General features: G+C 61.2%; 15 protein-coding genes. 6 read left to right on the plus strand and 9 right to left on the minus strand.

The window, feature by feature from the left end:
* Positions 1-32: 32 nt before the first annotated feature.
* A complete protein-coding gene (locus tag AC6CIA_RS12265; protein WP_498312306.1) occupies positions 33-719 on the minus strand; it encodes a YggS family pyridoxal phosphate-dependent enzyme in 687 nt (228 codons plus the stop codon).
* A gap of 57 nt (positions 720-776) precedes the next feature.
* Between AC6CIA_RS12265 and AC6CIA_RS12270 the strand changes: the two genes are divergently transcribed.
* Positions 777-1,811: a type IV pilus twitching motility protein PilT gene (locus tag AC6CIA_RS12270; protein WP_339528013.1), complete on the plus strand. Its 1,035-nt coding sequence runs from the start codon at positions 777-779 to the stop codon at positions 1,809-1,811.
* Between the two features lie 52 nt (positions 1,812-1,863).
* On the opposite strand, the gene AC6CIA_RS12275 is transcribed toward AC6CIA_RS12270, so the two are convergent.
* Entirely contained in the window at positions 1,864-2,499 is a 636-nt protein-coding gene (locus tag AC6CIA_RS12275; RefSeq protein WP_498312308.1) for a C40 family peptidase, read from the minus strand.
* Between the two features lie 249 nt (positions 2,500-2,748).
* On the opposite strand from AC6CIA_RS12275, the gene AC6CIA_RS12280 reads away from it, so the two are divergent.
* Positions 2,749-3,177: an NINE protein gene (locus tag AC6CIA_RS12280; RefSeq protein ID WP_498312310.1), complete on the plus strand. Its 429-nt coding sequence runs from the start codon at positions 2,749-2,751 to the stop codon at positions 3,175-3,177.
* 335 nt (positions 3,178-3,512) lie between these two features.
* On the opposite strand, the gene AC6CIA_RS12285 is transcribed toward AC6CIA_RS12280, so the two are convergent.
* The 7 genes from AC6CIA_RS12285 to gshB all read right to left on the minus strand — a co-directional run bounded on the left by AC6CIA_RS12285 (position 3,513) and on the right by gshB (position 9,395).
* On the minus strand, positions 3,513-4,784 hold the full coding sequence (locus AC6CIA_RS12285) for a dihydroorotase (protein ID WP_498312312.1): 1,272 nt from the start codon (positions 4,782-4,784) through the stop codon (positions 3,513-3,515).
* Positions 4,781-5,785: an aspartate carbamoyltransferase catalytic subunit gene (locus tag AC6CIA_RS12290; RefSeq protein ID WP_339528021.1), complete on the minus strand. Its 1,005-nt coding sequence runs from the start codon at positions 5,783-5,785 to the stop codon at positions 4,781-4,783. Before AC6CIA_RS12290 ends, AC6CIA_RS12285 begins: the two co-directional genes overlap by 4 nt.
* Positions 5,786-5,809: 24 nt before the next feature.
* On the minus strand, positions 5,810-6,316 hold the full coding sequence (gene pyrR / locus AC6CIA_RS12295; RefSeq protein WP_498312314.1) for a bifunctional pyr operon transcriptional regulator/uracil phosphoribosyltransferase PyrR: 507 nt from the start codon (positions 6,314-6,316) through the stop codon (positions 5,810-5,812).
* A gap of 81 nt (positions 6,317-6,397) precedes the next feature.
* On the minus strand, positions 6,398-6,835 hold the full coding sequence (gene ruvX / locus AC6CIA_RS12300) for a Holliday junction resolvase RuvX (protein WP_084378561.1): 438 nt from the start codon (positions 6,833-6,835) through the stop codon (positions 6,398-6,400).
* Positions 6,835-7,404: a YqgE/AlgH family protein gene (locus AC6CIA_RS12305; RefSeq protein WP_339528026.1), complete on the minus strand. Its 570-nt coding sequence runs from the start codon at positions 7,402-7,404 to the stop codon at positions 6,835-6,837. The genes ruvX and AC6CIA_RS12305 overlap by 1 nt, the downstream gene beginning before the upstream one ends.
* A 60-nt stretch (positions 7,405-7,464) precedes the next feature.
* On the minus strand, positions 7,465-8,364 hold the full coding sequence (locus AC6CIA_RS12310) for an energy transducer TonB (protein ID WP_498312316.1): 900 nt from the start codon (positions 8,362-8,364) through the stop codon (positions 7,465-7,467).
* A gap of 77 nt (positions 8,365-8,441) precedes the next feature.
* A complete protein-coding gene (gene gshB / locus AC6CIA_RS12315) occupies positions 8,442-9,395 on the minus strand; it encodes a glutathione synthase (protein ID WP_339528029.1) in 954 nt (317 codons plus the stop codon).
* A gap of 240 nt (positions 9,396-9,635) precedes the next feature.
* Between gshB and pilG the strand changes: the two genes are divergently transcribed.
* Genes pilG through AC6CIA_RS12335 form a run of 4 tightly spaced genes read left to right on the plus strand, consistent with a single transcriptional unit; the run spans position 9,636 to position 13,051 of the window.
* The gene (gene pilG / locus AC6CIA_RS12320) at positions 9,636-10,043 is read left to right on the plus strand and encodes a twitching motility response regulator PilG (protein WP_084378557.1); all 408 of its coding nucleotides are present in this window, start codon (positions 9,636-9,638) and stop codon (positions 10,041-10,043) included.
* 45 nt (positions 10,044-10,088) lie between these two features.
* Complete coding sequence (gene pilH, locus AC6CIA_RS12325) at positions 10,089-10,451, plus strand: twitching motility response regulator PilH (protein ID WP_339528031.1); 363 nt, start codon at positions 10,089-10,091, stop codon at positions 10,449-10,451.
* Positions 10,452-10,463: 12 nt separating this feature from the next.
* Positions 10,464-11,003: a chemotaxis protein CheW gene (locus tag AC6CIA_RS12330; RefSeq protein ID WP_498312318.1), complete on the plus strand. Its 540-nt coding sequence runs from the start codon at positions 10,464-10,466 to the stop codon at positions 11,001-11,003.
* Positions 11,000-13,051 (plus strand): methyl-accepting chemotaxis protein, encoded by a 2,052-nt coding sequence (locus tag AC6CIA_RS12335; RefSeq protein WP_498312320.1) that lies wholly within the window; start codon positions 11,000-11,002, stop codon positions 13,049-13,051. Before AC6CIA_RS12330 ends, AC6CIA_RS12335 begins: the two co-directional genes overlap by 4 nt.
* Positions 13,052-13,193: the final 142 nt, after the last annotated feature.

Here is a 13,193-nt window from a genome sequence, read left to right on the forward strand (position 1 = left end):
ACAGGTCCTTACTCAGATGGAAGTCAGCCATTTCATGGCTGGCCGTAGTCGCGGGCGCCAAACAGCGCGGTACCGATCCGCACCCAGGTAGCGCCTTGGGCAATGGCTGACTCAAGGTCATGACTCATGCCCATGGATAGTGTGTCGAGCTGGAGATTCAAGCCCGCCTGCAAGTCGCGAACCTTGGCGAACGCGGCGTCTTGCTCGGCGCGGTCGTCGGTCGGCTCGGGAATTGCCATCAAGCCACGCAGTTTCAGGCGCGGCAGCCGGTTGATCGCTTCGGCCAATGCCGGCAGATCGGCGGGTGTACAGCCGGATTTGCTGGCCTCGCCACTGACGTTGACCTGAATGCAGATATTCAACGGCGCCAGGTCAGCCGGGCGTTGTTCGGAGAGGCGTTGTGCGATTTTCAAACGGTCCACGGAGTGCACCCAAGCGAAATTTTCGGCGATAGCACGCGTCTTGTTCGATTGAATGGGGCCGATGAAGTGCCAACTCAAGGGCAGGTCAGTTAATTCGGCCTGTTTGCCGAGGGCTTCCTGCAGATAGTTCTCGCCAAAGTCGCGCATTCCGGCGGCATGCGCTTCGCGCACGGCTTGCGCGGGTTTGGTCTTGCTCACGGCCAGCACATGCACGCTGGTTTCATCCCGCTGCACGGCCTGGGCCGCGGTACGGATCCGGTCATTAACCAGGCCAATATTGTCTGCTATGGTCGACATTCAAGTTGCGCCCGCGGATATGGAGTCCGCGGCATTCTACTGGAAATGGAAAGCCCTATGGATATCACTCAATTGCTGGCCGAAAGCGTCAGCCATGGCGCCTCAGACCTGCATGTGTCAGCCGGTCTGGCGCCGCGGGTGCGGATCGACGGCGACATTCGATCTCTCGATTGGCCGGCACTGAGCGCTACGCAAGTGGCGGACATGCTCAGCCCGCTACTCAATAAACATCAACAAAAGGATTTCGAAACATCTCTTGAAACGGATTTTTCGTTCGAGTTGCCTGATGTGGCGCGTTTTCGAGTGAATGTCTTTCAGCAGCACCGGGGGATGGGCGCGGTGTTCCGGGCGATTCCGTCACGGGTACTGAGCCTCGACGAACTGCAGCTGGGCGAGGTGTTCCGGCGTATCGCCGATCTGCCCCAAGGCCTGGTACTGGTGACCGGCTCCACGGGGTCGGGCAAATCCACGACCCTGGCGGCGATGATCGATTACCTCAACAGCCATCGTCCCCGGCACATCCTCACCCTTGAAGACCCGATCGAATTCGTCCATCCCTCCAAAAAGGCCTTGGTCAGCCAGCGGCAGATCTATCGCGATACCCACAGCGTCTGCGCAGCCTTGCGTTCCGCACTGCGAGAAGACCCGGATGTGATTCTGGTGGGGGAAATGCGTGACCTGGACACCATTCGCCTGGCCCTGACGGCAGCGGAAACCGGGCATCTGGTGTTTGGCACCTTGCACACCCTGACGGCGGCGAAAACCGTGGATCGGGTGGTGGACGTGTTTCCCGCCAGTGAAAAGGCGATGGTCCGCTCAATGCTGTCGGAGTCGTTGCAGGCGGTGGTGTCTCAAGTCTTGATCAAAAAGGTCGGCGGCGGGCGGGTGGCGGCGCATGAAATCATGCTCGGCACGCCGGCGATCCGTAACCTGATCCGCGAGGACAAGGTGGCGCAGATGTACTCGGCGATTCAGACCGGTGGGGCGTTCGGGATGAAGACGTTGGACATGAGCCTGAAGGCGTTGGTCAACCAAGGCCTGATCAGTCGAGAGGATGCCCGGGAGAGGGCGCGTGCGCCTGGGGAGATGTGAGGCGAGTGCCCACCTTTGAATGCAGTCCAAATGTGGGCGGACGCTTGCTCTGTCAGCGTTGCACAATCCGCAGATTGTTCTGTTCCTTAGGCAAGACGCGTTTGGCAATCACGTAGTTCTTGCTCCAGAACGGCTTTTTCAGCGTATCGATGCTGACCGTCTTGCCACGGCGCGGCGCGTGGATGAAACGGTCGTTGCCCAGATAAATGGCAACATGGTTGACCCTGCGGCTTTTGAGCTTGAAGAACAGCAGGTCACCGGGTTTCAGGTCCTTGCGATTGACTTTCTGCCCGTGGCCGCTGGCCATGGCGTTGGAGGTGCGGGGCAAATCCACCGAGGCGACGTCGTTAAACGCATATTTCACCAGGCCGCTGCAATCGAACCCTTTACTTGGGCTGCTGCCGCCCCAACGATAAGGAGTACCGAGCACGTTGACGGCACGGCTCAAGACTTTGCTGCTCGGCTGGTTGTTGTTCGCGAAAAGGCCTGGGACTGCTTTGCCATGGGCCTTGTTCAGTTGAGCCGGGCGCTTGACGGTGAGCTTGACGGCTTTGGCTGGGCGGGTGGTGACGTGAAGTTTAGGGGTAAAACCGTTAACGTTCGGAAGTCGTTGCTCACGATTGGTGGCGTGGGCGGCCAGTGGCACTAATAGGCAAATGGTTAGCCATGTCTTTAAAAATGGTCGCATCAGGCAGGCTCGTATTGGTTTGCGCGCAACTTTATAACAGCTTTCTGTGTCTTTCTCAGGCCGTTTGTCGACTGAACCTTGGGGTCAATTTCATGAAATCCGCGACTAACTGTCGCAATTGTCCTACACGACTCAAGTGGCATAAGGCTTTGAGGGTAGCGACGGTAGGATTTGCCGTACGTCGGGTGCTTGAAAAAAAGTCACAAATAAACCAGAAATATTTATCTATCGAGGCAAAAGAGGTCATTCATGAACACCTATCGACAGGATGTTTCGCAGCAGGACACCCATAGCAAGGTGATCGGTTACCTGTTGTGGATTTTTGGCTTCACGGGGGCTCATCGCTTTTATTACGGTAAGCCGGTGACCGGCACGATCTGGTTTTTCACTTTCGGCCTGCTGGGCATCGGTTGGCTGATCGACCTGTTTCTGATTCCGGCCATGGACCGGGAAGCGGATTTGCGTTTTACCGCGGGGCCCATTGAATACAACGTGGCGTGGATTCTGTTGACGTTCCTGGGGGTGTTTGGCTTGCACCGGATGTATCAGGGCAAATGGCTCACTGGCATTTTGTATCTGCTGACCGGCGGTTTGTTCCTGATTGGGGTGCTGTATGACTTCTGGACGTTGAACACGCAGATTTCCATCCGCAATGCTGAACGGATTGGTGGGCGATAAGCGGGTCAAAAGCCACCCTAGCCCTCTCCCGGAGGGCATAGGTATCTACACAACTTTCAGAAGCTGACGAATGTCCCTGTGGCGAGCGGGCTTGTCCCGCGTAGGGCTGCGAAGCAGCCCCAAAACCAGCGGCTACGGAGTATCTGATACACCGCATTTGGCTTACTGGGGCTGCTTCGCAGCCCTACGCGGGGCAAGCCCGCTCGCCACAACAGCCCTATCTGCCTGGATTTAAGCGTTGTGGCAAAGGTGTGTAGATGCCTTTAGGGTGAGGGGGTTGTAAGGGTGAAGCCACCGCGAACAACCCGGCCCGCCCACATCAGGCGGGCAAGCGATCAGGCCTGGAAGGTGATGCGCCCGTCCACCAGGGTGTACCGCACCTTCGCTGGCAAGCTGTGACCCATGAATGGGCAGTTTTCGCCTTTGGACAACCAGGCTTCCCCGGCTACCACTGAACTGGCCGGATCGAACAGCACCAGATCCGCCGCCGAACCCACCGCCAGTTTGCCGGCGGGCAGACGCAAGGCCTGGGCCGGGCCTGAACTCAGGCGTGCCAGCAGCGTTGGCAGGTCCAGCAATCCGTCCTCGACCAGTGTCATCGCCAACGGCAACAACAACTCGACGCTGCTGATACCAGGCTCAGTGGCACCAAACGGTGCCAGCTTGGCGTCCCGTTCATGAGGTTGGTGATGGCTGGAAATCGCCGACACCACGCCGGATTTCACCGCAGCCCGCAAACCCTCGCGGTCGGCGCGGGTGCGCAAGGGCGGTTGCACGTGATACAGGCTGGAGAAGTCGATCAGGGCTTCGTCCGTCAGGATCAGTTGATACAACGCCACATCCGCCGTCACCGGCAAGCCACGCGCCTGGGCTTGCGCGATCAGGGCCACGCCCCGGGCGCTGGTCAACTGGCTGAAGTGCGCGCGTACGCCGCTTTGCTCCACCAGCAGCAGATCACGGGCCAAGGCCACGGTTTCAGCAGTCTCCGGGATGCCCGGCAGACCCAGGAAGGCGGCGGTGGCGCCGTCGTGGGCCAGGCCGCCTTCGGCCAGGTCGTGGTCCTGGGAGTGAAAAATCACCGTCAGGTCGAACGTCGCGGCGTACTCCAGGGCGCGGCACAGGGTGCGCGTGCTGCGGAAACTCTCCAGGCCGTTGCCGAAGGCCACGCAACCGGCGTCGCGCAGGGCAATCAGCTCGGCCAGTTGCTCGCCGTCCAGGCCTTTGCTAAGGGCGCCGATCGGGAACACCTTGCAGTTGCCGGCTTCACGGGCACGGTCGAGGATCAGCTCGGTCACGGCCGAGGTGTCCAGCACCGGCTTGGTCTGTGGTGGGCAGCACAGGCTGGTGACGCCACCCGCCGCGGCGGCGCGGGTTTCACTGGCGATGCTGCCTTTGCGGCTGTAACCCGGTTCGCGCAGGGCGACGTTCAGGTCCACCAGCCCTGGGGCGGCGACCAGGCCATTGGCGTCGATGGTTTCGAGCGCGCTGAAGCCGTTGGGAGCGGCGCCGATGGCAATGATCTTGCCGGCTTCCAGGTGCAGATCGCTGATTTGATCCAGGCCGCTGGCCGGATCGATGACTCGGGCGCCGAGAATGCTGAGCTTCACTGGGCGTTCTCCTGCTCGAATTGACGTTGGGCGGTTTGCCCGCTCATGGCCATGGACAACACTGCCATGCGTACCGCAATGCCGTAGGTGACCTGATTGAGAATCACCGAGTGCGGCCCGTCGGCCACCGCCGACTCAATCTCCACGCCGCGGTTGATCGGGCCGGGGTGCATCACAATGGCGTCCGGCTTGGCACCGGCCAGGCGCGCGGTGGTCAGGCCGAACAGGCGGTAGAACTCGCCTTCACTGGGCAACAGGCCGCCGGACATGCGCTCGCGCTGCAGGCGCAGCATGATCACCACGTCGACGTCCTTCAGGCCTTCAGCCATGTCGGTGTAGACCTTCACACCATATTGCTCGATGCCGATCGGCAGCAAGGTCTTCGGCGCGATCACCCGGATGTCCGGGCAGCCAAGGGTTTTCAGGGCCAGCATGTTCGAGCGCGCGACCCGCGAGTGCAGGATGTCGCCGACGATCGCCACCGAGAGGTTTTCAAACCCGCCCTTGTGCCGACGAATGGTCAGCATGTCGAGCATGCCCTGGGTCGGGTGGGCATGACGGCCGTCGCCGCCATTGATGATCGCCACCTGCGGGCATACGTGCTCGGCGATGAAATGCGCTGCGCCGGAATCGCCGTGGCGCACCACGAACATGTCGGCCGCCATGGCCTCCAGGTTACGCAGGGTGTCGAGCAGGGTTTCGCCCTTGCTCGCCGATGAGGTGGAGACGTTCAGCGTGATCACATCCGCCGACAGGCGTTGGGCCGCCAGTTCGAAGGTGGTGCGGGTGCGCGTGGAGTTCTCGAAGAACACATTACAGATGGTCTTGCCACGCAGCAGCGGGACTTTTTTCACGGCCCGGCCGCCGACTTCCAGGAACGAGTCAGCGGTGTCGAGGATTTCAGTGAGCAGTTCGCGGGGCAAACCGTCGAGAGACAGGAAGTGTTGCAACTGGCCCTGAGCATTGAGCTGCAGCGGGCGCTTGGCATCTAGAGGCGTCATCGCGGGGACTCTTTACAAGGCGGTTTAAAGGACGAGGTCTTGCAGTTCGAGTTCGAGCGGCGTGGGACCGGACAATTTTACCCGCTGGTTGGCGTCCAGCGACAGTGTCGCGCCCACCACGTCCGGACTGATTGGCAACTCGCCGGCGTCCAGGTCCAGCAGGCACACGAGGGTGATGCTGGCCGGACGGCCGTAGTCGAACAACTCGTTCATTGCGGCGCGGATAGTGCGGCCGCTCATCAATACGTCGTCGATCAGCACCAGGTGCTGGCCTTCGATCTCGAAGGGCAGGGCCGAGGGGCGCACTTGTGGGTGCAGACCGTTCTGGCTGAAATCGTCGCGGTAGAAAGACACGTCCAGGGTGCCCAGGGGCGAATCGCTGCGCAGTTCTTCGAGTAACGCCTGGGCCACCCAGACGCCGCCGGTGCGAATGCCGATAAAGCGCGGCTCGCGGATGGCGCGATGGTGCAGATGGGCGGTAAGGCGCGTCGCCATCTGACTGATCAGTTCGGCGGGATTCGGCAGGCTCATGGTGGCTCCTTCAAGGCCTTGGCCAGCGTGGGCTGACAAAGTCCGGGCTCAAACGTAAGAAGACGCGGCAAGCCGCGTCAGTCAGGATTCAAATAAAGCGGTGTTTTCGTCCAGCCAACCCTGCAACAGCAAGGCCGCGGCAATCGCATCCACCGGGTTGTCGCGGTAGCTGCCTTTCTGCCCGCCACGGGTCAGGCGTTCGCCCTTGGCCTCGAACGTGGTCAGGCGTTCATCGTGGGTATAGAAGGGCAGGTTGTAACGACCGTTGAGGCGGCGGGCGAACTTTTCGGCGCGCAGGCACATCTCGCTGGGGCTGCCATCCATGTTCAAGGGCAGGCCGACGACCACGGCGTCGGGTTGCCATTCCTTGATCAGCGCTTCGACCTGATTCCAGTCCGGCACGCCGTTCTGCGCCTTCAAGGTACACAGCTCGCGGGCCTGGCCGGTGATCACCTGGCCCACGGCGACGCCGATCTGCTTGGTGCCATAGTCAAAGCCGAGGATCAGACGCAAGGCCATCAGGCGTGCCCCGCCTGGCTGGTCAGCAGGCTGAGGTTGACGCCCAGCCGCGCCGCTGCCGCACCCAGGCGCAATTCACTGGGGGTGTTGAACAGAATGTCGGCATCAAACGGACAGGTCAGCCAGGCGTTATCGGCCAACTCTGCTTCCAGTTGACCGGCTTCCCACCCGGCATAACCCAGGGTAATCAGGCTTTGCGCCGGCCCGCCGCCGTCGGCAATCGCAAACAGCACGTCCTGGGAGGTCGACAGGGACAGCCCGTCCAGATCCACCGTCGCCTGGAACGTGGGCCCGCTCGGATGCAGCACAAAACCGCGGTCAGTCTGCACCGGCCCGCCGAAATAGATCGGCACGGCCTGGCAACTGGCGGGCGGATCAACGTCCGGGCGCAATTGCTCGAGGATATCGGCCAGGTTCAGGTCTTGCGGGCGGTTGACCACCAAGCCCATCGCGCCATTGGCCGTGTGCTCGACGATATAGGTCAAGGTCTGTGCAAAGTTCGGGTCGGCCATATGGGGCATGGCGATCAGGAATTGGTGCTTGAGGTAGGTCGGGCTGACGTTTTTCATGTTCGCTAGTGTGGCGTTGGAGGGACGAACTGACAAGCTGGGGATGTGTTGCGGGCGTGATCAGTTGCTGGACAGCCGGTCGCCCTTGGCAAAGCGCCAGGTGCGGATGATTTCCAGACGGTCGATGTCGGCCAGGTCGCCGGTAAACGGCGCGAAGGGCGCCGCCAGGCGCACAATGCGCTGGGCTGCCTGGTCCAGCAACGGCTGGCCGGAGGACTCGAGCACCAGGACCTCGTACAGACTGCCGTCGCGGTTGATCGAGACCAGCAGTCGCAGGTTGCCGTAGATCTGCTGGCGTCGGGCTTCGTCCGGGTAGTTCAGGTTGCCGATGCGCTCAACCTTCTTGCGCCATTGGTCCTTGTACCAGGCGCCCTTGTCGCGCATGGTCGAAGCGGCATTCAGCCGGTAGATGCGCGGGCGTTTGGCGTACAACTGCTGTTCATTGGCCAGTTCGGCCTCCAGGCTGGAGATTTCGCTGGAAAGCTGCGAGCTGTCGAACGTCGGGGCAGGTGTCTTGGGGGCCGGCTCGGTCTTGACCTTTTCCCGCTGGGTCACGGTTTTTTGCGGTTTTGGCGCGGTGGTCGCGACCGCGGCCTTGGGCGCAGCCTGCTTGACCTCGGGCTTGGGCACCGGAGGCGGCGTGACCTTATTGATCTTGTTGTCGTGGAACGGCGCCACTTCAGTGGTCTTGGGCACGGCCTTCTTGTCCAGCGTGCCGCTGCCTTGTTGATTGTCCTGGGCGAGAAAGTCGGCTTTCTCGGGCGCCTTCTCGCTCTTGAAGGTGGCGAGCGTGATCTCCAGGGTCTGGCTGATCTGCTTGGGTTCGACGAACGTGAAGCCCAGGCCGAGGATCAGCGCCAAATGGATCAGCGCCGCGAGAAACAGCGTAAATCCGAGCCGATCAGCCGGGCGTACGCCGCTGCGGGTGAATTCGGGGGGCGGATTGGACGGGAGCGTCATAGCAGGAAAACCAACATCGTGCGTTTCACAGGTGGGGCATGATAGCGCAATGTTGGTTTACATCCGGCTGTTCTATGTCACTTGGCTTGTAGCTTGGAGGCAATCGCGGCCATCAGCATGTCGCCGATATTCGTGCCGAACGCATTATCGATTTCACGAATGCAGGTCGGACTGGTGACGTTGATTTCCGTCAGGTGCTCGCCAATCACGTCCAGGCCCACGAACAGCAAGCCCTTTTCCTTCAGCGTCGGACCGACCTGAGCGGCGATCCAGCGGTCCTTGTCGCTCAACGGACGGGCTTCGCCACGCCCACCGGCCGCCAGGTTGCCACGGGTTTCGCCCGCCGCTGGAATGCGCGCCAGGCAGTAATCCACGGGTTCGCCGTCGATCATCAGGATGCGCTTGTCGCCGTCCTTGATCGCCGGCAGGTACGCCTGGCCCATGATCTGCTGGGTGCCCAGCGCGGTCAGGGTCTCGAGGATCACCGACAGGTTTGGATCGCCTGCGCGATGGCGGAAGATCGAGGTGCCGCCCATGCCGTCCAGCGGTTTGAGGATCACGTCACCGTGTTTCGCGGCGAATTCGCGCAACACGTCGGCGCGACGGCTGACCACGGTGGGCGGCGTGCAGTGCGGGAACAGCGTGGCGAACAGCTTTTCATTGCAGTCACGCAGGCTTTGCGGCTTGTTGACGATCAGCACGCCGGCGCGCTCGGCCTGTTCCAGCAGATAGGTGGAATAGACGAATTCCATGTCGAACGGCGGATCCTTGCGCATCAGGATTACGTCCAGGTCGCTCAGTGGGCTGTCGACTTCGTCCTGCAGCTCGAACCACTTGTCAGGGTTGGCGAACACCTGCAAGGGACGCATCCGCGCCCGCGCTTCACCGTCACCCTGGTAAAGATCGCGCTGCTCCATATAGAACAGGCTCCAGCCGCGGGCCTGGGCGGCCAGCAGCATGGCCAGCGAGCTGTCCTTTTTATAGGAAATGCTGGCGATAGGGTCCATGACAATGCCGACGCGAACGCTCATGGGGGGGAATCCTCTGACAAATAAGGGCGCATGAAAAGTGGCGTCAGAGTGGCGCGCAGGCCGTTGTGGGTCAAGGAAAAACCACCTTGCCGGCTGGCTGATAGATTGCCTTCCCAGTCTGTGCTAAAAAGGCTGCCAAAGCGTACTGGCCCTTGCACGGCAAGGGTTTGACGCGCGTCCTTGGCAACATCAGGCAGTACACACCGAAAACCGATTCGCTGTGGCGATGGTAGAGCAGATATGGAACAGCATTCCAACGCCTTGAAAGTGATGGTGATCGACGATTCGAAAACGATTCGCCGCACCGCCGAGACACTGTTGAAGAACGTGGGGTGCGAAGTCATTACGGCCATCGACGGTTTCGATGCCCTGGCCAAGATCGTTGATCATCACCCGCACATTATTTTTGTCGACATCATGATGCCGCGCCTGGATGGCTATCAGACCTGCGCCCTGGTCAAGAACAACCCGGCGTTCAAGGCGATCCCGGTGATCATGCTGTCTTCCCGGGACGGTCTGTTCGACAAGGCCAAGGGGCGCATCGTCGGCTCTGATCAGTTTTTGACCAAACCGTTCAGCAAGGAAGAACTGCTGAGTGCGATCAAGGCCTATGCGCCGGGTTTCGCGCCGGTAGAACAAGCACACTGACCCAGCCCCGAAGGGCTTGCGTCCACCAATGTAGTGGGGAAAACCATGGCACGTGTCCTGATCGTCGACGATTCGCCGACTGAAATGTACAAACTCACCGAAATGCTTGAAAAACACGGGCACCAGGTGCTCAAGGCGGTCAATGGCGGTGATGGCGTCGCCCTGGCCCGTCAGGAAAAGCCTGACGCGGTGCTGATGGATATCGTCATGCCGGGCCTCAATGGTTTCCAGGCCACGCGTCAATTGACCAAGGATCCCGAGACCGGCCATATCCCGGTGATCATCATCACCACCAAGGACCAGGACACCGATAAGGTCTGGGGCACGCGCCAGGGGGCCAAGGACTACCTGACCAAACCGGTGGACGAAGAAACGCTGATCAAGACCTTGAACGCGGTATTAGGCTGACGGCTGGTGCCCATGACCGAGTCGCACACCGCCTTCGAGCTGCTGCTGGACATCGACCGCCGCTGCCGTCTGCTGGCCGCGGATCTGCCGTCCCAGGAAACCCGCTCGCACAGTTGGAGCGGGATCGGCTTTCGGCTGGCCGAGCATTGGTATGTCGCGCCCATGGGCGAGGTTGGCGAAGTGATGCACGAGCCGCGTTGTACCCGGATGCCCGGGGTCAAGCCGTGGGTCAGGGGCGTGGCTAACCTGCGTGGGCGGTTATTGCCGGTGATCGATTTGTGCGGATTTTTCGGCCACACGCTGTCCGTTGTGCGCAAGCAGCGGCGAGTGCTGGTGATTGAGCACGAAGACATGTTTGTCGGGTTGCTGGTGGACGAAGTCGTCGGCCTGCAACATTTTGCCCAGGATCTGTTGGAACGCATCCCGCCAGAAGCGTCGACGACGAGCGGTGCGGCATTTATTCAAGGCCAGTTCAGCGGCGAGCCGCTGTGGCAGGTCTTCAGCCCCTTTGCCCTGGCCCGGGCCCCGGGCTTTCTGGATGTTGCAGCATGACCAGCGTCAGCCCCGTCAAACCGCAGGAAGCCTCCCGTAGCCGTTCGCAGATCATCGTGCTGTTTATCGCGCTGATCATCTTCATCATGTTGCTGTTCGCCAACTTTGCGTACCTCAACACGCAATCCGGCTACGACAAACAGTACATCGGTCATGCGGGCGAGTTGCGGGTGTTGTCCCAGCGCATTGCCAAGAACGCCACGGAGTCGGCTACCGGCAAGGCTGCGGCCTTCAAGCTGCTGAGCGAGGCGCGCAATGATTTTGCCCAGCGCTGGGGTTACCTGAAGAAGGGCGACCCGGGCACCGGCCTGCCCGCCGCGCCGAGCGCCGTGCACAGCGAAATGCGCGCCGTGCAGCATGACTGGGAAGCGTTGCTGAAAAACACCGACGTGATCCTGGCCAGCGAACAGACGGTGCTGTCCCTGCATCAAGTGGCGGCGACCCTGGCCGAAACCGTTCCGCAATTGCAGTTGGAATCGGAAAAAGTCGTGGAAATCCTCTTGCAGCGCGGTGCGCCTGCCAGCCAAGTGGCCGTGGCCCAGCGCCAATCTCTGCTGGCCGAACGCATTCTGGGGGCGGTCAACACGGTGTTGGCGGGTGACGAAACGGCGGTGAAGGCCGCCGACGCCTTTGGACGCGACGCCAACCGCTTTGGCCAGGTGCTCGGCGGCATGCTCCAGGGCAACGCCGCGTTGAAGATCACCGAGGTGCAAGACCCCGACGCGCGCGCGCGGCTGGCGGAAATAGCCGAGCTGTTCGAGTTCGTCTCCGGCTCCGTGGACGAAATCCTTGAAACTTCGCCGCAATTGTTCCAGGTGCGCGCTTCAGCAAGCAACATTTTCAGCCTGTCGCAAACCCTGCTCGATGAAGCCTCGCACCTGGCCACGGGGTTTGAAAACCTCGCGGACGGGCGCACGCTCGACACGATTGGCGGCTATGTCCTGGGCTTGCTGGCGCTGGCCTCGATCATCCTGATCGGCCTGGTAATGGTGCGCGAGACCAATCGCCAGTTGCGCGAAACCGCCGAGAAAAACGAACGCAACCAGAACGCGATCATGCGCCTGCTGGACGAAATCGAAGACCTGGCCGACGGCGACCTCACGGTAACCGCCTCGGTGACCGAGGACTTCACCGGCACCATCGCCGATTCGATCAATTATTCCGTGGATCAACTGCGGGACCTGGTGGCGACCATCAACCTCACGGCCGGCCAGGTGGCCGGCGCGGTGCAGGACACCCAGGCCACCGCCATGCACCTGGCCCAGGCGTCCGAACACCAGGCGCAGCAGATTGCCGAAGCGTCGACGGCGATCAACCAGATGGCCCAGTCCATCGATCAGGTTTCGGCCAACGCGGCTGAATCCTCGGCAGTGGCCGAACGCTCGGTGGAGATCGCCAACAAGGGCAATGAGGTGGTGCATAACACCATCCATGGCATGGACAACATTCGCGAACAGATCCAGGACACTGCCAAGCGCATCAAGCGCCTGGGCGAGTCATCCCAGGAAATCGGTGACATCGTCAGCCTGATCGACGATATCGCCGAACAGACCAACATTCTCGCCCTCAACGCAGCCATCCAGGCCAGTATGGCGGGCGATGCCGGGCGTGGGTTTGCGGTGGTGGCCGATGAAGTACAGCGGTTGGCCGAGCGTTCGTCGGCGGCCACCCGGCAGATCGAAACGCTGGTTCGGGCGATTCAGGCCGACACCAACGAGGCCGTGATCTCCATGGAACAGACCACCACCGAGGTGGTACGCGGCGCGCGACTGGCCCACGACGCCGGAGTGGCGCTGGAAGAGATTGAAGGCGTGTCCAAGACCCTGGCGGCGTTGATCCAGAGCATCTCCAACGCGGCACAACAGCAGACGTCGTCGGCGGGGCAGATCTCCCTGACCATGAACGTGATCCAGCAGATCACCAGCCAGACCTCGTCAGGCTCCACCGCCACCGCCGAAAGCATTGGCAACCTGACGAAAATGGCCAACCAGTTACGGCGCTCGGTATCGGGCTTTACCTTGCCGCCCGCCCGCAAGACCGATGAATAAAATGCACCCTCAACATCACCGCAGCCCCTCTGTAGGAGCGGGCTTGTGTGGGAGCGGGCTTGCTCGCGATAACGGTGTGTCAGTCACCTTATCCGTATCTGACACACCGCTATCGCGAGCAAGCCCGCTCCCACCATTGAAC

It is taken from the genome of Pseudomonas sp. GQ91, assembly GCF_059758795.1.